The sequence below is a fragment of the Nocardia sp. NPDC004573 genome (assembly GCF_053602135.1).
Map to the genome: position 1 here is coordinate 15,926 of NZ_JBSGDA010000011.1, position 19,216 is coordinate 35,141.

At 70.7% G+C, this 19,216-nt stretch carries 9 protein-coding genes; 3 read left to right on the forward strand and 6 right to left on the reverse strand.

Annotated elements, in window-relative coordinates:
- The first annotated feature begins 51 nt into the window (after positions 1–51).
- A complete protein-coding gene (locus ACWEKR_RS18960) occupies positions 52–867 on the forward strand; it encodes an NmrA family NAD(P)-binding protein (RefSeq protein WP_452355568.1) in 816 nt (271 codons plus the stop codon).
- Between the two features lie 170 nt (positions 868–1,037).
- Positions 1,038–1,268 (forward strand): hypothetical protein, encoded by a 231-nt coding sequence (locus ACWEKR_RS18965; RefSeq protein ID WP_452355569.1) that lies wholly within the window; start codon positions 1,038–1,040, stop codon positions 1,266–1,268.
- 31 nt (positions 1,269–1,299) lie between these two features.
- Here the strand turns inward: ACWEKR_RS18965 and ACWEKR_RS18970 are convergent, their stop codons facing one another.
- The 4 genes from ACWEKR_RS18970 to ACWEKR_RS18985 all read right to left on the reverse strand — a co-directional run bounded on the left by ACWEKR_RS18970 (position 1,300) and on the right by ACWEKR_RS18985 (position 5,497).
- On the reverse strand, positions 1,300–2,388 hold the full coding sequence (locus tag ACWEKR_RS18970) for an ABC transporter ATP-binding protein (RefSeq protein ID WP_452355570.1): 1,089 nt from the start codon (positions 2,386–2,388) through the stop codon (positions 1,300–1,302).
- 13 nt (positions 2,389–2,401) lie between these two features.
- The gene (locus ACWEKR_RS18975) at positions 2,402–3,271 is read right to left on the reverse strand and encodes a carbohydrate ABC transporter permease (protein WP_452355571.1); all 870 of its coding nucleotides are present in this window, start codon (positions 3,269–3,271) and stop codon (positions 2,402–2,404) included.
- 67 nt (positions 3,272–3,338) lie between these two features.
- Positions 3,339–4,184 carry a carbohydrate ABC transporter permease gene (locus tag ACWEKR_RS18980; RefSeq protein WP_452355572.1) on the reverse strand — a complete coding sequence of 282 codons (846 nt, stop codon included), beginning with the start codon at positions 4,182–4,184 and terminating at the stop codon, positions 3,339–3,341.
- 2 nt (positions 4,185–4,186) lie between these two features.
- Entirely contained in the window at positions 4,187–5,497 is a 1,311-nt protein-coding gene (locus ACWEKR_RS18985) for an extracellular solute-binding protein (protein ID WP_452355573.1), read from the reverse strand.
- A gap of 298 nt (positions 5,498–5,795) precedes the next feature.
- Between ACWEKR_RS18985 and ACWEKR_RS18990 the strand changes: the two genes are divergently transcribed.
- Complete coding sequence (locus ACWEKR_RS18990) at positions 5,796–7,826, forward strand: FAD-dependent oxidoreductase (protein ID WP_452355574.1); 2,031 nt, start codon at positions 5,796–5,798, stop codon at positions 7,824–7,826.
- Positions 7,827–7,875: 49 nt separating this feature from the next.
- On the opposite strand, the gene ACWEKR_RS18995 is transcribed toward ACWEKR_RS18990, so the two are convergent.
- Both ACWEKR_RS18995 and ACWEKR_RS19000 read right to left on the reverse strand, forming a co-directional pair.
- On the reverse strand, positions 7,876–8,409 hold the full coding sequence (locus tag ACWEKR_RS18995; RefSeq protein WP_452355575.1) for a PaaI family thioesterase: 534 nt from the start codon (positions 8,407–8,409) through the stop codon (positions 7,876–7,878).
- A 10-nt stretch (positions 8,410–8,419) separates the two neighbouring features.
- On the reverse strand, positions 8,420–19,216 hold the full coding sequence (locus tag ACWEKR_RS19000) for an SDR family NAD(P)-dependent oxidoreductase (protein ID WP_452355576.1): 10,797 nt from the start codon (positions 19,214–19,216) through the stop codon (positions 8,420–8,422).

Here is a 19,216-nt window from a genome sequence, read left to right on the forward strand (position 1 = left end):
GAAGCTGCAACGGGCGGGCGAAACCGCCCCGGTACTGCAAAGATCGGCGAAATGATCCTCGTGACAGGAGCGACCGGCAATGTCGGCGCGGAAGTTGTGCAGGCCCTGGCCACCACGGGAGAACCGGTGCGCGCGCTGGTGCGCGATCCCGAGCAGGCCGTCGTGCCTCCAGGCGTGCCAGCCGTGGCGGGCGATCTGACATCGCCCGAGACCCTGAGTTTCGACGGTGTGCGCGCGGTGTTCCTGCTACCGGGTTATCCAGGGGTCGCACAGGCGGCCGCGAAGGCGGGCGTCGAGCACATCGTGCAACTCTCCGGCGTTTCCGCCGCTACCGGTGACACCTCCAACGCCATCACCCGATACATGATGGCCTCCGAGCAGGAGGCCACCGAATGCGGTGCCGCGTGGACCATTCTGCGCCCGTGCGCCTTCGCCTCCAACGCTCTGCGCTGGCTTCCCCAGCTTCGCGACGGAGACGTGATCCGCGCACCGTTCCCCGAGGTCCGCACGGCCGCTCTCGATCCGCAGGACCTCGGCGCGGTCGCCGCCGCCGTGCTGCGCGACAGCGGCCATCACGGCGAAATCCTCTGGCCTACCGGGCCGGAGCCGCTCACGCCCGCCGAGCAGGTGGCGATCCTGGCCGAAGTCACCGGCCGCGCCCTCACCTGCCATGGCCTCACCGACGAGGAGGCCCACGCCGACATGCTGCGGACCACCCCCGTCGAGTACGTGAACGCCTTCTTCGACTTCTACGTCCACGGGGCGATCGACGAATCCATCGTCCGCCCCACGGTGGAAGAGATCATCGGCCGCGCGCCGCGCACCTTCGGGCAGTGGGCCACCGCCCACGCGGACGCCTTCCGCTGACGCCCAGCGCCGGGGCAGCGGGTGGCGACGTCGCCACCGCTGTCCGCGCCGGCCGGGCGTAACTATCTGGAAATCCGACATTGCGCTGCCCGCAACCCCGCATTCCGATGCTCGTCCACCCTGTTGACGATTCTTACCGGCAGAGTCGCCTACCAGAAAGAACGTGCGCAATGCGCAGTGTGCAGGACCGTCTCGACGAGGTTCTCGAAGAATTGCAGCAGCTCGATCGCGCCGCCGACCTCGTCGTGATCGACCGGATCCGCTGGCGGGTGGAACGACTCGAGGACGAGTTACAGATCCAGGTCGCCGATCACACCCGCCGCTTCGAGTTGTTCGCGGTCATCCGGCAAGCACGGGCGCTGATCGATGACGCGCAATTGCGCGCCGAAGGCGGACGTTGAGCAGCACCGACCAGCGCGGATGTCCCCCCGATCAGTCGACCGTCAAGAGCAACCCGGTCTCCGGGTCGTACCAGCGGCACGCCTCGGGCGGCAGGTGCAGGCTCGTGGCCGCTCCCTCGGCGGCGCGGAAGCCGGGCGGCGCTTGCACTTTCACCGTCTGCCCGCTGACGCGGGTGGTGAGCAGGGTGGACGAGCCGAGTGGCTCGAGCACTTCGAGTTCGCCCCGCACGGTCGCGTCCGCGGGTCCGCGGTCCACCACGATGGCCTCGGGGCGGACGCCGAGACGGATCGTGCGGCCCGCGAACGAGGACAGTGCCGCGGGCACGGCGAGCGATTGCCCGCCCAGGTCGATGCGCGGTCCGTTCTCCGCGGCGGAAACCGTGCCGGTAAGGAAATTCATCGGTGGACTGCCGAGGAATCCGCCGACGAATTCCGTCGCCGGGTCGTCGTAGACCTCGGTGGGCGGGCCGCACTGGACGATCGCGCCGTCACGCAGCACCGCGACCCGGTCGCCCAGCGACAGCGCCTCGACCTGGTCGTGGGTGACGTAGACGGTCGTGGTGCCGAGTTCTGCGACAAGCCTTTTCAGCTCGGCTCGGAACGACAGCCGCAGCAGCGCGTCCAGGTTGGACAGCGGCTCGTCCATGAGCAGCACGTCGGCGTCCATCACGATCGCCCGCGCCACCGCGACACGCTGGCGCTGCCCACCCGACAACCGCGCCGGATAGCGGTCCAGGTACGGCGTCAGCTGCAAAAGCTCTGCCGCCCAGGCGACTTTGCGACGGATCTCGTCGGGTGGCACGCCGTGCACGCGCAGACCGAAGCCGATGTTGTCGGCGACCTTCTTGTTGGGGAACACGGCGTAGGACTGGAACACCATCGACAGGTTGCGCCGTCGCGGCTCCAGATAGGTGACGTCCTTGCCGCCGATCACGATCTGTCCCGAGTCCGGCAGCTCCAACCCGGCGATCATGCGCAGCAGCGTCGTCTTGCCGCAGCCGGACGGCCCGAGCAGCACCATGAACTCGCCGTCGGCGATCTCCAGCGACACCTCGTCGGTGGCACGTGCCGTGCCGCCGGGATAGGTTTTCACCAGATCCCGGACCACCACCTCAGCCATCAGCGAACCCCTGTCATCGCAGCGTCGTCCCCCACATGTTCACCAGGTAGCGTCGCATCACGAAGATGAACGCCAGCGCCGGGATGATCAGCGCGAAACCGCCCGCGAAGCGGTAGGCGGTAGACGCCTCGTCCAGCGCCGTCAGCACCTGCGCGGGCAAGGTGCGGTGCCCGAGCGTCACGATCGTCGCGCCGAGGATCTCGTTCCAGGACAGGACGAAGGTGAAGATCGACGACGCGGCCAGCCCCGGCAGTGCGAGCGGCACCACCACCCGGCGCGCCGCCTGCCACCGGCTGCACCCGAAGACCCGCGCCGCCTCCTCCAGATCCGGGGGCACCGCGACGAAGATGCTGGCCGTGATGAGTACGGTGGTCGGCAGCGCGAGCGTGGTGTGCACCAATGTCACGGCGAACACCGTGTCGTACACATCGATCCGCAGGAACATCGTGGCCAGCGGCACCGAGAGCACCACGATGGGCAGCGCGCGCACGAACAGGATGAAGACCTGAAAGGTGTCCTTGCCCCGGAAAGCATGACGGGCCAGCGCATATCCCGCGGGCGCGCCGATCACCAGGGACCAGAACACCGTGTAGAGGCCGACCAGCACCGAGTTGCCCAAGGCCGCGACGGTCCCCGTGGCGCGGAAGAACGAGACCAGGGTCTCGGTGGAGAACTCCTTCGGCACGAGCGGCTTCGGGAACTCGTTGAGCGCTTCCCTCGAGGACACCGCGGCGAGCCCGATGAGAACGATCGGCAGCGCCATGAACAGGCTCACGGCGATGCAGGCGAGCTGCACCCCCACGGCGCGCCTGCGACGCCTGCGCAGTGGTGCGCGATCGATCGGTGGCAGCACGCGCCGCGTCGGCGCGTCGGTTCGGTTCATCGCGCTCCTCGCCTCCTGGGCGCGTGCCCGCAGCCCCGCGCCGCGGCGGGCGCCGCACGATCGTGGCTCATCGGGCCTGCTCCGGCTGCCGGACCGCCCGCAGGTAGAACACCGCGGTGGCGAGCGAGATCGCCAGCACGATCAGCGAGACGGCGCTGGCGACCGCCGGATTCTGCAGGTTCGCGTACCACTCGTAGGTCTCGCCGACCAGCAGCGGGAAATCCCGTCCGGTCAACGCCTGCGCTACGGCGAAAGCTTGCAACGCCAGGATCGTCCGTAGGATCAGCGCCACCTGCAGACTCGGCCCCAGCAGCGGCAGCGTCACGTGCCGCAGCCGCTGCCAGAGATTCGCGCCGAACACCTGCGCGGCCTCGTCGTAGTCGCGCGGGATCATCTGCACGCCCGCCACCACGATCACGAACACCAGCGAGGTCGCGCGCCAGATCTCGGCGACCACCACGGCCAGCAGCATCGTGCCCGGATTCTGGTAGCCGAGCCACTGCACGCCGTCGTCGCAGAGCCCGATGCCGACCAGCAGCGAGTTCAGGTAGCCGCGGTTGTCGAAGATGGCCAGCCAGACCAGGCCCGCGGCCAGTTCGGAGATCGCCAGCGGCAGGCACCACAGGTAGAAGTGCCCGCCCGCGAACCGCGGCCGGGCCTGTATGAGCAGCGCCATGCCGACGGCGAGGACGAGCTGGACCGGCACGACGATCACGATCAACAGCAGCGTGTTGCGCAGGGCGGTGAAGAGGTACGGATCGTCGAACAGCCGGTCCCAGTGGGCGAGGGTGAATCCGTCGTCGCCGCGGAACGCCGCGAGCACGCCCTGCACGAGCGGCCAGCCGAACAGCGCCGTCATCAGGACGATCGACGGCAGCAGCAGGATCCACGGGGAGCGCGGTCTCGACCTCACGGCTACCCCACCCGGCAGAGGTCGGCGGCCGGGTCGGGAGTCCAGCACGGCACTTTCAGGTCGTCGAGGATGCCTTGCAGTATCCGGGCCTGCTGGTCCAGCGTGGCGCGAATATCGGCGCGGTCGAGGACGATCGAGCGGAAGCTGTCTTTGAAGACCTTGCTCACCTCCCCTTCGCGCCGGCCGAGCCCGACCGGCGGCAAGGAGAGGATGGCGCCGGGCGCCTCCTGCTGCCTGCGCACCGCCTCGGCCTCGAGCCGGATGGCCGGCGGCAGATCGTCCGGGATCGCCGTATCGATCGCGGGGAAGAACCCGTTGGAACGCAGCAGCCGCAGCTGGGTCTCCGGGCGGGTGAGCGTGCTGATCGTCCGCTGCGCCAGCTCGGGATCCGGACCGTCCTTCGGAAGTGCGAGTCCGGCCAGGACGGCCATGTAGCCGAGGCCGTGCGAGCCGCGCGGTGCGGGAAGCATCCGCCAGTTGCGCGGGTCGCGCTCGGGCGCGTGGACCAGGCGCACGACGTGATCCCACGCCAGCCGCACTTCGCCGCTGTCCAAAGGCTCCTGCATGAAGTCGAAGTTCGTGCTGGACGGGGCGCAGTTCGCCCACAGCTCACGCAGATACTGCCACGCCGTCACGGCCTCGTTCGAACGGAAGGTGGTGATCTGGCCGCCGGTGAACGAGGGCAGCAGGAAGCCCTGCACGAACCGGTGCAGCAGGCCCTTGGGACCGGCGGGCAGGCCGAGCACGGGGCGATTGCCATTGGCGCGGCGCGCGGCGATCGCCCAGTCGAGGAACTGGTCATAGGACAGCGACGCGGCATCGACACCGGGCGGCAGGTGTTCGAGCGCGTCCGCGTGCGCGGCGAGGACGTAACTGGCCGTGGCCCACGGGATGTACCACGTGCGGTCGGTGCCCACCCTGGCCAGCTCCAGGTAGGCGGCGGGCCAGCCACGGGAACCGAGGTCGGCGAGCAGGCCGGTGAGGTCCTGCAGGTAGCCGTCGGCGAGCGGCGCGAGATCGCCGTGCAGGCCCCCGAGCAGGCCGATCCGGGCCGCGCCCGCGTCGACCTGGCTGCGCACCTGGGTCTCGAACGGGCTCTCCTCGATGGTCACGTATCCGACGCCCGGTGCGGCGGCCGCGAGCAGACCACGGAACCGCTCGGCCTCGTCGGCGGGACGGAACTGCGTGGACAAGAAGACCATGCCACCGCTGCCACTGGTGGCGAATCCGGTGCAAGCCGCGGCGGAAAGGGCCGCCGCGCCGGAACCCACCGCACGCAAGAAGGACCTGCGCGTCGAACCGGATACCAGCATGCATGGCTCCTGTTCGCGCACAACGTGTTTCACACTTCGGGTAAGGCTGGTCAACTTAGGTGCGCCGAGGATCGCTGTCAATATGCGCCATCCCGGTGCTGGGAACGACGCGGGCCCGATCGCCGCGACAAGGTTGTTCCCGGGTTCGTCGACGAGGTCGGTCGCGGGCACACGCGATAGGCGCGAGTTGCCGACTTGTCGCCCTCGGCCCACAGTGGAGCCGACTCCAGCAGTGCACCGCTGATGGCATGGGCCGCCAGCGATTGCGGAGGCGGGTAGCTGCCGTTAGGTTCATCCCATGAGTTCCGCCTTTCCGCATTTGCTGTCGCCGATCGAGCTGGGAAGGGTGCGACTGCGCAACCGAGTCGTGATGGGCTCCATGCATACCGGCCTGGAGGACCGGGCCTGGCACATCGACCGACTGGCGGCGTTCTTCGCCGAACGCGCACGCGGCGGGGTGGGACTGATCGTCACCGGCGGATACTCCCCCAGCCGCGACGGATGGCTGTGGCCGTTCGCGTGCGCCATGCTGGACGAGACCGACGCGGAGCGGCACCGCGTGATCACCGAGGCCGTCCACGAGGCGGGTGGCAAGATCGCCTTGCAGATCCTGCACGGGGGCCGCGATTCGAACATCCCCACCAATCTGGCTCCCTCGGCGGTGGCCTCACCACTCACCGCGTTCGAGCCGCGGGCGTTCACCGAGCAGGAGATCGAGACCACGATCGCCGATCACGTGCGCTGCGCGCAGCTGGCGCAGCTGGCCGGTTACGACGGTGTCGAGATCATGGGCGGCGAAGGGTTCCTGATCAACCAGTTCCTCGCGCCGCGCACCAACACCCGCACCGATCGGTGGGGCGGATCGGCGGAGAACCGGCGGCGGTTCCCGGTCGAGGTCGCCGCCCGGACCAGGGCCGCCGCAGGCGACGACCTGCTCATCATGTTCCGGATGTCGCTGGCCGAATTCGTCGAGGACGGGCAGACCTACGCGGAGATCATCGACTTGGCCAAGGAATTGGAAGCCGCCGGGGTCGACGTCATCAATACCGATATCGGCTGGCACGAGTCGCGGGTGCCGACGATCGTCACCTCGGTGCCGCGGGCCGCGTTCGTCGGATACACCGCGGCGCTCAAAGAGCACATCTCCATTCCGGTGTGCGCGTCGAACCGGATCAACATGCCCGAGGTCGCCGAACAGATTCTGGAGCGGGGTGAAGCGGACCTCATCTCGCTGGCGCGGCCGTTGCTGGCCGACCCGGAGTGGGTGAACAAGGCCGCCGGATCCCGCGTGGACGAGATCAACACCTGCATCGCCTGCAACCAAGCCTGCCTGGACCACACCTTCACCCGGCAGACGGTGTCCTGCCTGGTGAACCCCCGCGCGTGCCACGAGACGCTGCTGCAACTACTGCCCACCAGGCGGGCCAAGCGGGTGGCGGTCGTCGGCGCCGGTCCGGCCGGGCTGTCGGCCGCGATCGGGCTGGCCGAGCGCGGGCACCAGGTGGAGCTCTTCGAAGCCGAGGATCGGATCGGCGGTCAGTTCGACCTCGCCCGCCGCATTCCCGGCAAGGAGGAGTTCGACGAGACGATCCGGTACTACCGGCGCAAACTGGAACTCACCGGCGTCACCGTTCATTTGAACGCCCGCGTCACCGCCGGACAGCTCGCGGCCGGCGACTGGGACGACGTGGTGCTGGCCACCGGTGTGCGTCCCCGCGTTCCCGACATCCCGGGAATCGATCACCCGATGGTGCTGTCGTATCCGGAACTGATCCGGCGGGAGAAGCCCGTCGGGGACCGGGTGGCCGTCATCGGCGCGGGCGGAATCGGATTCGACGTCGGCGAGTTCCTCACCGCGGGTCATCAGGGGACGCTCCCGCTCGACCAATGGCGCGACGAGTGGGGTGTCACCGATGACATCCACGCTCCCGGCCAGTTGCGGACCCGCAGGCCCGCCCCGGGAATCCGGGAAGTCACGCTGTTGCAGCGCAAGTCGGGGCCCTTCGGACTGACTCTCGGGAAGACGACCGGCTGGATCCATCGCGCCGCTTTGGAGGCGCGCGGCGTCGAGCAGATCGGCGGAGTCAACTATGAGCGAATCGATGATCGTGGGCTGCACATCAGTTTCGGCCCGCAACGGCAGGGCCGCCGGGTGATCGAAGTCGACAACGTGGTGGTGTGCGCGGGCCAGGAATCGGTTCGCGACCTGGGCGAGAAGCTCGAATCCCTGGGCCTGCGCGTGCATGTCATCGGCGGAGCCGACGAGGCGAAGGAACTCGACGCCAAACGCGCCATCCAGCAGGGCACCCAGCTGGCGGCCGAACTCTGATCGCGGACTGCGGTGGGCCCGGGGACTCGATCCCCGGGCCCACCGGCGGTCACCCTTTTCCGCCGCCCATTCGCACGAAGGTCGCGGTGGCGGTCGCGTAGACCTTGCCGTGGGCGTCGACGAGGCGGCTCTCGGCGGTGGCCGTGGTGCGGCCGACGTGCACCGCCTCCGCTATCGCCTGCAACGCACCCTGGTTGTGTGAGACTCCACGCACCAGATTGGAGGTCATGCTCACGGTCGTGAGCATGGACTTGTCGTCCACCGACAGCTGGACCGCACCCCACATCGCGACGTCGAGCACCGTGCCGACGACACCACCGCCGACCACGCCGAGGAAGTTGACATGCCGCTCGTCGGGGGTGAGGCTCAAGGTCATCCGCCCCGGCTCGGCGTCGACCACCTCGATATTGAGCAGTTTGGCCAGGGGCGGCAGCGGCAGGGCGCCGGTGCGGATGCGCTCGACGAGTTCGTCGCGCGAGAGCTGGATCATGCCGAGCACGGCGATACCGGGATCGTCCCACTCCAGGTGCAGCGAGCGCACGCCATCGGTCACCGCGATCGTCGACACGTCGTTGTGTGTCATGAGCTTTCCTCTACTTTCCGGAGATCTGCTGGTCGATGAGGGCGAACAGTTCGTCCGCGGTGGCGGCCGCCGCCACGGCGTCCCGGCCCTGCGCAGCGGCGGGCTCGGGTTCGGGTTCGGGTTCGTCCACGGCGTCGGTCAGCGCCGCGCGGATCCGTTCGGCCAGCCGGGCCTTGTCCTCCGCGGACGGCAGCGTCGCGAACAACGCGGTGAGCGCGGCGAGCTGGTCGTCGATCGCCGAGGTGGTCGCGGTCGCCTCCCAGTGCGACCGCAGCAATTTCGCCACCGCGCTCACCGTCGGGTAGTTGAACACCAGGGTCGAGGGCAGGCGCGTCCCCGTGCCCTCCGACAGCCGGTTCCGCAGCTCGACGCCGCCCAGTGAATCGAAACCCATCTCGTTGAACGGTGTTTCGGGGTCGATGGCGGCCGCGGACCGGTATCCCAGCACCGCCGCGGCGTGTTCGCGGACGAATTCGAGCACCAGCGCGTCACGTTCGTCCTCCGGTGCCGCGGCGAGCCGGTCGGCCAGCAGACCGCCGGACGCGCGCGTGGCCGCGACTCGCCGCGCACGGGTGGGCACCAGGCCGCTCAGCACCTCGGGCAGCAGTCCGGCACGGGCCTGCGCCGCCAGGGCGGGCTGGTCGAACGCGACGCAGGCGACCATCGCCGCGTCCGTGGCGAGCGCCGCGTCGAACAGCGCCGTCCCGTCCGCGTCACCGAGGATCCGCAGACCCATGCGCTGCAGCCGCGCCAGCGTGGCGCGGTCCATCTCGGCGGTCATGCCCGTGCCCTGGTTCCACAGCCCCCAGGCGACCGACAAGGCGGGCAGCCCCTGTGCGCGGCGGGCGTGCGCGAGCCCGTCGAGGAACGCGTTCGCGGCCGCGTAGTTCCCCTGTCCGGGCGATCCGAGAATCGCCGCCGCGGAGGAGAACACTACGAACGCGGCCAGTTCCTGGCCCTGGGTGAGCTCGTGCAGGTGCAGTGCGCCGTCGACTTTGGGCGCGAGCACCCGATCGAGCTGTCGTTCGGTCAGCGTCTCGATGGTGGCGTCATCGATCAAACCCGCGGAATGGATCACCGCGCTCAGCGGGTGCTCGTCCCCGATCGACTCCAGCACGGCGGCCAGACCGGCGCGATCGGCCACGTCACACGCGGCGACCCGAGTGCGCGCGCCCAGCCCGTCCAGCTCGGCGACCAGTTCCGCGACTCCGTCGGCGCTCGCGCCGCGGCGCGACACCAGCAGCAGATGCCGGACGCCGTGGGCGGTGACCAGGTGGCGGGCGAGCAGCGCGCCCAATCCGCTGGTCCCACCGGTGACCAGCACCGTTCCGTCGCCGAAAAGTCCCGTACCAGAGCTTTTTTCGGGCGCGTCGGCAAAGGCCAGGCGCGGAAGCTGGAGCTCTCCCCTGCGGACCGCCACGTGGGCGTGCCCGGATTCGATCACGCCGAGCACCGTCTGCGCGTCCAGGTCCTCGTCGTGGTCCAGGAGCACGATGCGGCCCGGTTGTTCCGACTGCGCGCTGCGGACCAGACCGGTCACCGCCGCGGCGGCCAGATCGATCGGCTCGCCGGGCAGGCCCGCCGCCCGGCGGGTCGCCACCACGAGCCGGGTGTCCGCCAGCCGCTCGCTCGACAGCCAGGACCGCAACAACTCCCATGCCGTGCGGGTCGCGTGCCGCACGGCCCCCGGATCCACCGAGCCCGTGGGTCCGTCACCGGGCGACCACACGACCACTTCCGGAATCGGGTCGGCCGCAAGCAGTTCGGTGACATCGGCGTAGCGGCGGTCGACGCCGGAGACCCGTGCCCGTCCCAGCGTCGCCACGCGATCGGGCACGGCGCGCAGCGCGGGCAGCTCCGCGCGCGTCCAGCGCAGCTGCAGGGGCGCCGCGCGACGCTCCGCAGCCACGGGGCCCAAGGCGTCGGCCGCGATCGGACGTGCGGAGACCGCATCGATACGCGCCACGGGCGAGCCGGTCTCGTCGGCGATGTCGATCGCGATCTGTCCCTCGGCCGCGCGGACGACGCGAACGCGTACGGCGGTGGATCCGGACCGCCACAACCGCACACCGGCGAACGAGAAGGGCAACGGCACCTGCCCGGCGGGCAGGGCGTCGAGCAGATCGCCGAGCGCCGCGTGCAGGCAGGCGTCCAGCAGCGCCGGATGGATCCCGAACGGGGACGCCGCGACGGCGACGGATTCGTCGAGGGACACTTCGGCGAAAGTCTGCCCGCCGCGCGACCACAGCGCGGTCACGCCCTGGAACCCAGGACCGTAGTCGAAGCCGCGCTCCGCCAGCCGGTCGTAGAGCGACCCGTCCGACGGCGTCGCATCGGAAGGCGGCCAGACTCGTTCGTCCCACACCGGGGCGGGTTCGTCGTCGGTCGTGGTCAAGACACCGCTCGCGTGCTGCACCCACGCGTCCGCGTCGGACGCGTCCCGGTCCGCCGGGCGGGAATGGACGGCGAAACTGCGCCGCCCCTCCTGATCCCGCACACCGGCACTCAGCTGCACATCGATCTCGACGCCCGCGCTCAGCAGGAGGGGAGCTTGCAGCAAGAGTTCCTCGACCACGCCGGTGCCCAGATGCGCGCCGGCGGCCAGGGCCATCTCCGCGAAGGCCATCCCGGGCAGCAACACCGAGCCGAACACCGCGTGGTCGCCGATCCAAGGCTGGGTACGCATGGAGCACCGGCCGGTGAACAACCATTCGTCCTTCCCGGCCAGCGGCACCGCGCTGGTCAGCAGCGGATGCCCGAACGACCCCGTCGCGCTCTCGGGAGCGGGCTGCACCCAGTAGCGGCGGCGCTGGAACGCGTACGTCGGCAGCGTCACCGGTGCGCCTGCCGCGGGCAGCAGCGACCGCAGGCGCACCGGTACGCCTGCCGCGTAGGACTGGGCGAGGAGGGTGACGAACTGGCTCACCTCGTCGGCCGACCGCCGCGACGACGCCAGCACCAGGGACTTCGCCGCCGCGTCCGGACGTTCGGCCAGGCACTCCCCGGTCATCGCGGTGAGCGCGGCGTCCGGCCCGACCTCGACGAAACGGCGCGCCCCGGCGTCGAGGAGACTGCGCACGCCGGGAGCGAATCGCACACAGCTACGCACCTGCGCCACCCAATAGCCCGGATCGCACACCTCGTCACCGGCCTGCGCGCCGGAGACGTTCGACACGATCGGCACCGCGGGCTTGCGATAGGTCAACCCCTCGGCCACCGCACGGAAGTCCTCCAGCACAGGCTCCATCAGCATCGAATGGGACGCGTGCGAGATCCGCAGCAGGGTGTTCTTGCGTCCCGCCTCGGTCAGCCGCCGCTGCATCTCGCCGACGGCATCGGCGTACCCCGAGAACACCACCGATTCCGGGCCGTTCAGCGCGCCGATCGCGAGCCGGTCACCGAGGCCGGTCAGCAGTTCCTCCGCTTCCGTCTCCGACACCGCGGCCGCCAGCATCGCCCCACCGGCGGGCGCTGCTCCCATCAACCGTCCTCGCGCCGCCACCAGGACACAGGCGTCGGCGAGCGACCAGACGCCGGACACGTACGCCGCGACGAGTTCGCCGAGCGAGTGACCCGCCAGCACATCCGGCACGAGACCGTAGGACTCCAGCAGCCGGAACATCGCCACCTCGAACGCGAACAACGCGGGCTGCATCCAGTCCATCCGGTCCAGCACCCCGGCCGGGTCGGTGAACATCACCTCCCGCAGCGACCCTCCCAGATGCCGGTCGAACTCCGCGCAGACTTCGTCCAGCGCGGTCGCGAAGACCGGGAACGCCCGGTACAGGTCCGCGCCCATGCCGACGCGCTGCGCGCCGCCGCCGGTGAACAGGAAGGCCGTGGCACCCGGCACCGCGTGTGCCTCGACCGCGTGCGGCGACGCCGCGCCCGCCGCCAGCGCGGCCAGCCCGGCGAGCAGTTCCTGCCGATCGCGTCCGACCACCACGCCGCGGCGATCCAGGAGCGCGCGCGAGTCGAGCAGCGCACGCGCCACCTCCCGCGAGTCGATCTCCGGCGCACCGGTCAGCCAGGAGTGCAAGCGTTCGGCCTGACCGCGCAGGGCTTCGGAAGTCTTCGCGGAGACCACGAGCGGCACCGGGCCACCTGCGACCGGATCGGCGTCCGCCGCCGGACGCTCGACGCGCGCGGACGGCGGCGCTTCCTCCAGGATCACATGCGCGTTCGTGCCGCTGATGCCGAACGACGACACCCCCGCGCGCCGTACCCGGCTGCCTGCGGTCCACGGCTCGGCGTCGGTCAGCACCCGCACCGATCCGGCCGCCCAGTCCACGTGCGGGGATAGTTCGTCCGCATGCAGGGTTCTCGGCAGCACCTCGTGGCGCATGGCCTGCACCATCTTGATCACGCCGCCGACACCGGCCGCCGCCTGGGTGTGACCGATATTGGATTTGAGCGATCCGACGCGCAGCGGGCCTTCCGGACGGCCCTGTCCGTAGGTGGCGAGCAACGCCTGTGCCTCGATCGGGTCACCCAAGGTCGTTCCGGTCCCGTGCGCTTCCACGGCATCCACGTCCGACGGGCCGAGCCCGGCATCGGCCAGCGCCGCCGCGATGACCCGCTCCTGCGACGGGCCGTTCGGTGCGGTGAGGCCGTTGCTGGCGCCGTCCTGGTTCACCGCGCTGCCGCGTACCACGGCGAGCACGGTGTGGCCGAGTCGCCGTGCGTCCGAGAGCCGTTCGACCACCAGGACGGCCGCGCCCTCCGCCCAGGCCACCCCATCGGCGGCGGCCGAGAACGATTTGCACCGCCCGTCCGCGGCCAGACCCCGCTGGCGGGAGAACTCCACGAACACCGTGGGCGTGGCCATCACCGTCGCACCGCCCACCAGGGCGAGCGAACTCTCCCCCTGCCGCAGCGCCCGGCACGCCACGTGCAGCGCCACCAGCGAGGACGAGCACGCGGTGTCCACCGTCATCGCGGGGCCTTCCAGGCCGAGCGAATACGCGATGCGCCCCGAGACCACACTCGCCGCCGAGCCGGTCCCCACATAGCCTTCGGCCTCGGGACCGGCTTTGCGGGTCAAGACCTCGTAGTCCTGATACATCACACCTGTGTAGACACCGGTGTCGGTGCCCCGCAGCGACATCGGATCGATACCGGCGTGCTCGAGCGCTTCCCACGACACCTCCAGCAGCAAACGCTGCTGCGGGTCCATCGCGTTGGCCTCCCGCGGGCCGATTCCGAAGAATCCGGCGTCGAATTCGGCCGCGTCCGTCAAGAACCCGCCCTCTTTGACATACGAGGTTCCCGGATGTTCGGGATCCGGATGGATCAAGCGATCCAGATCCCATCCGCGATCGGCCGGAAACTCACTGATGGCATCCGTACCCGAGGCCACCAGATCCCAGAGTTCGTCCGCAGACGTGACTCCGCCGGGGTACCGGCAGGCCATGCCGACGATCGCGATCGGTTCATCCGCTCGCGTGCGCTGCTGCGCGCGGCGGACGCCCGGCCCGGCGCCCTCGATCCGGGAACGCAGCAGCCGAGCGACGGCCGCCGACGTGGGGTGATCGAAGGCGAGGGTCGACGGGAGCCGCAGACCGGTGGCCTTGGTGAGGCGGTTGCGCAGGTCCACCGCGCCCAACGAGTCGAAACCCAGCTCGCTGAACGGTTTGTCGGCCTCGATCGTATCGCTCGTGGCGTGGCCCAATACCTCGGCGACCTGCCTGCGCACGAATTCCAGCACGATCTCGTCGTGCCGGTCCGGCGGCGCCGACGCGAGCCGCTCCGCCAGATCGCCGCCGCCACCGGCGGCGCGGCGCGGCACCGCTACCAGCGAACGCAGCGGCGGCGGCAGCAACCCTGCACGGGCCTGCGCGGACAATGCCGCGGTGTCGAAATCCACGGCGGCGACCAGCGACGTGCCCGCGCCGACGGCTCGGTCGAACAACGCGAGCCCGCCGGACTCGGTCAGTGGCCGCAAACCCATGCGGGACAACCGTTCCAGACCGGAGCGACCGAGGTCGGCGGTCATCCCGCCGCTCTGGTTCCACGGGCCCCAGGCCACCGAGACCGCGGGCAGGCCCGCCGCGACGCGGCGGCGGGCCAGCGCGTCCAGCACCGAGTTCGCGGCGGCGTAGTTGCCCTGGCCCGCCGAGCCGAGAACGGCGGCGATCGACGAGAAGAGAACGAACGCCGACAGGTTCCGGTCCCGGGTGAGTTCGTCCAAGTGGAGGGCGGCGTCGACTTTCGGCGCGAAAACCCGGTCGATCCGGTCGGGGGTGAGAGCGTCGAGCGTCGCGTCGTCCAAGACGCCCGCGGCATGGACCACGGCGGTCAGTTCCGGACCGTCGGCCAACCGGTCGAGCAGGGCACGCACCGCGGCGCGGTCGGCGACGTCGCAGGCCAGCACCCGCGGCCGAGCGCCGAGTCCGGTCAGCTCGGACACCAGTTCGCCCACACCGTCGGCCTGTTCGCCGCGGCGCGACACCAATACGAGGTCCCGCACACCATGCGTCGCGGCCAAGTGCCGGGCCACCAGAGCGCCCAATCCGCCCGTGCCGCCGGTGATCAATACCGCGCCCGAGCCCAGGGTGACGGGCGCGCCGGTCACCTCGCCGCGCCGGGTGAGCCGGGGCGCGAGCAATTCGCCCCCGCGCGCGGCCAACTGCGGCTCGTCGGTCGCGAGGGCCGCCGAGACCAGCTCGGGCCCGACGACCGCGTCACGCTCGGCGTCGAGCAGGACGATCCGGCCGGGATGCTCCGATTGCGCGCTGCGCAACAGTCCCCAGGTCGCCGCGGCCGCCAGGTCCGGATCCTCGCCGTGCCGTCCTGCGCCGTCGCGGGTCACCACGACCAGCCGGGTATCACCGGACTCGGGCAGCCGCAACCAGGACTGCACCGTCGCCAGCGCGGTGTTCACGCTGCGGCGCACCCTGTCGGCCTCGGCGCTGTCGGTGTGCCCGGGTCCGGATTCCGCGAACCACACCACCGCGTCGGCCTGCCGGGCGTTCGAAGTGCCGGCGGCCGCTGTCAACGCGGCCATTTCCGAATGGTGTTCGTCGAAAGCGGATTGCGCTGGCCCGCCGACCGCGGCCAGCCGCACCGCGCCGGAGGGCGCACCGGTCACTGCGACCCACTGCACGTCGTAGAGATCGTGGGGTGCGGCCGAGCGTGTGTCGCGCACCGCGTCGCTGTCGACCGGCCGCGCCTGCAGCGCGTCGATCGTGACCAGCAACGCGTCCGTCTCGTCGCGCAACTCGACTCGCACTCCGTCCGCGCCCATGGGCCGGATCAGCGCCCGCGCCCCGCTCGCGCCACCGCGATACAAACGCACGCCGGTGAAGGAGAACGGCAGCGGCGCATGGTGCGGGGGCGAATCGGCGGCCAATACGTCGACAGCGGCGTGCAGGGCGGCATCCAAGAGTGCGGGATGCACACCGAAACGCGAGGCGTCCGAGATCGTCTCGCCGAGGCGCACTTCGGCCAGCACGGCGTCGTCGCGGCGCCACAAGCGGCGCACGCCCTGGAACGCGGGTCCGTAATCCAAGCCGCGCGCGGCCAGTTGGTCGTACAGCGCGTCCCCGGTCGTCGCGTCCTCATCCGGGGACAGTTCGTCCGTACCACCGGGCGCCCCCGCGCCTTCCGTGGCGGGCGCGAGCACACCGCGTGCGTGCGTGGAACCGGCGGTCCGGTCACCTACGGTCCGCGAGGCGATGACGAAGCGCCTGCGCCCCGCGTCGTCGGGCGATTCGACGCTGATCTGGAGATCGACCTCGGTTCCCTGGTCCAGCCGCAGCGGCGCTTCCAGGATCAGTTCCTCGACCGTCGCCGCGTCCAGTCGCGCGCCGACCGCCAGCGCGAACTCCACGAACGCGGTACCCGGCAACAGCACCGTGCCGAACACCGTGTGGTCGGCCAGCCACGGCTGCGACACCGTGGACAGGCGGCCGGTGAACAGCCACTGGTCGGTACCGGCCAGGGCCAGCGCCGCGCCGAGCATCGGGTGGTCCATCGCGGTCAGACCGGCGCGGCCCACATCGCCGATTCCGTCGGTCGGCGGCAACCAGTACCGCCGGCGTTGGAAAGCGTAGGTGGGCAACGGCACTCGGCACGGCGGACGGTCGGCGAACAGCGGCCGCCAGTCCACTTCGACGCCCGCGACGTGCGCGGCGGCCAGGAAAGCGGTGAGCTGCCCGGCCTCGTCCGCGCCACGCCGCGCGGCGGCGACCACCGTGCAGCGTGCCTCGATATCGGGTTGTTCGGTGAGACATTCCCGGGTCATCGCGGCCAGCACCGCATCGGGACCGACCTCGAGGAATCGCACCACGCCACTCGCGGCCAGCGTCCGCACTCCCGGCGCGAACCGCACCGCCGCCCGGACCTGACGGACCCAGTACTCGGGATCGGTCAGTTCGTCGCCTGCCGGTGCGCCCGAGACATTGGAGACGACAGGTATCGTCGGCCGCCGGTAGGTGACACCGGAAGCCACGGCCCGGAACTCCGCCAGCATCGGATCCATCCGCGCCGAATGGAAGGCGTGGCTGACGCGCAGGCGGTTCGTCCGGCGACCTCGGTCGCCGAAGAGCCGCTCGATCTCGGCGACAGCGTCGGCGTCACCGGACAGCACCACCGACGACGGCCCGTTCACCGCCGCCACGGAGACCCGGCCGTGGTACCCGTCGAGTGCGGCCGACGCCTCCTCTTCCGGCACCGCCACCGCCAGCATCGCACCGCCCGCCGGCAGGCCGCCCATGAGCCGGCCGCGTGCCGCCACCAGCGCACACGCGTCGGGCAGCGACCACACTCCGGCGACATACGCCGCCGCCAGTTCACCGATGGAATGGCCGAGCAGCACGTCCGGTGTCACACCGAACGATTCGACGAGCCGGTACAGCGCCACCTCGAAGGCGAACAGCGCGGGCTGGGTGTACTCCGTCCGATCCAGCGGTCCCGGCGCGCCGTCGCCGTCCGGCGCCTCGGCGTGCATGAGGTCCTTCAGCGAACGTCCGAGCAGCGGATCGAATTCGGCGCACACCCGGTCCAGTTCCGCCGCGAACACCGGGAACGCCGCGGACAGTTCCCGCCCCATTCCGGCGCGCTGCGCGCCCTGACCGGTGAACAGGAACGCCGTGCGGCCCGAGCGCGCGCGGCCCTCGGCCACGCCCGGCGCGGAACGCCCCTCGGCGAGGGCCGCCAAACCGGCCAGAAGGTCGTCCCGCTCACCACCGACGACCGCGCCGCGCCACTCCAGCCGGGCACGGGAGGTCAGCAGCGAATGCGCGACATCGCGCGGATCCGTCTCCGGGGCGTCGGTCATCCAGCGCCGCAAGCGGTCCGCCTGTTCCCGCAGCGCGGCGCCGGAACCCGCCGACAACAGCAACGGAATCGCTTGCGGCGAGGCATGATTCGTCGCTACGGGAGCGGCGGGAGCGGACTCCGCCTCGGTGGCCGGATCGGCGGGAGCTTCCTCGAGGACGACGTGGGCGTTGGTGCCGCTGGCGCCGAACGACGACACGCCCGCGCGCCGGACCCTGGCACCGGTGGGCCACGGCTCGCTCTCCCGCAGCAGCCGCACAGTACCCGCCGACCAGTCCACATGGGGAGTGGGCGCGTCGATGTGCAAGGTCTTCGGCAGCATCTCGTGCCGCATGGCCTGCACCATCTTGATCACGCCCCCGACGCCCGCCGCGGCCGAGGTGTGACCGATGTTGGATTTCAGCGAGCCCAGCCGCAAGGGCGCCTCGGTCTCCCGAGCGCCGTAGGCGGCGATCAGGGCCCTGGCCTCGATCGGATCGCCCAGCATCGTACCCGTACCGTGCGCTTCCACCACGTCGACGTCGGCGGGCGCCAAGCCGGCGTCGCGCAACGCCTGCCCGATCACGGCTTCCTGCGACCGTCCGTTCGGCGCGGTCAGCCCGTTGCTGGCGCCGTCCTGGTTGATCGCGCTGCCGCGGACGACCGCCAAGACCGTGTGCCCGTGCCGCCGTGCGTCGGAGAGCCGTTCGAGCACCAGCACGCCGAGTCCCTCGGAGAAACCCGTACCGTCGGCCGCCGCCGCGAATGCCCGGCAACGGCCGTCGGGTGAGAGGGCGCGCTGCCGCGCGAACGCGATGAGCAGCGACGGATCCGACATCACGGTGACCCCGCCCGCCAGGGCGAGGGTGGCGTCGCCGTTGCGCAGCGCGCGGCACGCGAGATGCAGGGCGACCAGCGACGACGAGCAGGCCGTGTCGATCGAGACGGCAGGCCCCTCCAGCCCGAGGGTGTAGGCGATCCGGCCCGACAGCACGCTGTTGGAAACGCCCAGATAGGCATGGCCCTCCGTTTCCGCCGTGATATCCGGGGAGCCGACGCGGGGCCCGTAGTTCTGGTGGGCCACCCCGGCGAACACGCCGGTGTCGCTACCGCGCAGCGACAGCGGGTCGATGCCGGCGTCTTCCAGCGCCTCCCACGCCGCCTCGAGCATGAGGCGCTGCTGGGGGTCCATCGCGGCGGCCTCGCGCGGGCTGATGCCGAAGAAGCCCGCGTCGAAATCGGCCACGCTGTCGAGGAAGCCGCCCTCCCTGGTGTAGACCGTCCCCGGGACGTCCGGATCGGGGTCGAACAACCGCTCCAGGTCCCAGCCGCGGTCGGAGGGGTACCCGCCGACGGCGTCCACGCCGTCGGCGGCGACGCGCCACAGGTCCTCGGCGGAACGGACGCCGCCGGGGTACCGGCAGGCCATTCCGACGATGGCGATGGGCTCCCGCGTCCGATCGGTGAGTTCGCGCAGGTGTTGTTTGGTCTCGTAGAGCTCCTTCGCGGTCTTCTTCAGATAGCGGCGTAGCTCGTCGGTGTCGGCCAT

What these genes read in the sequence shown, in the direction of transcription:
- ACWEKR_RS19000 (WP_452355576.1), bottom strand. Translation starts at nt 19,216, where the DNA reads ATGGCCGACACCGACGAGCTACGCCGCTATCTGAAGAAGACCGCGAAG.
- ACWEKR_RS18975 (WP_452355571.1), bottom strand. Translation starts at nt 3,271, where the DNA reads ATGAACCGAACCGACGCGCCGACGCGGCGCGTGCTGCCACCGATCGAT.
- ACWEKR_RS18970 (WP_452355570.1), bottom strand. Translation starts at nt 2,388, where the DNA reads ATGGCTGAGGTGGTGGTCCGGGATCTGGTGAAAACCTATCCCGGCGGC.
- ACWEKR_RS18960 (WP_452355568.1), top strand. Translation starts at nt 52, where the DNA reads ATGATCCTCGTGACAGGAGCGACCGGCAATGTCGGCGCGGAAGTTGTG.
- ACWEKR_RS18965 (WP_452355569.1), top strand. Translation starts at nt 1,038, where the DNA reads ATGCGCAGTGTGCAGGACCGTCTCGACGAGGTTCTCGAAGAATTGCAG.
- ACWEKR_RS18995 (WP_452355575.1), bottom strand. Translation starts at nt 8,409, where the DNA reads ATGACACACAACGACGTGTCGACGATCGCGGTGACCGATGGCGTGCGC.
- ACWEKR_RS18990 (WP_452355574.1), top strand. Translation starts at nt 5,796, where the DNA reads ATGAGTTCCGCCTTTCCGCATTTGCTGTCGCCGATCGAGCTGGGAAGG.
- ACWEKR_RS18985 (WP_452355573.1), bottom strand. Translation starts at nt 5,497, where the DNA reads ATGCTGGTATCCGGTTCGACGCGCAGGTCCTTCTTGCGTGCGGTGGGT.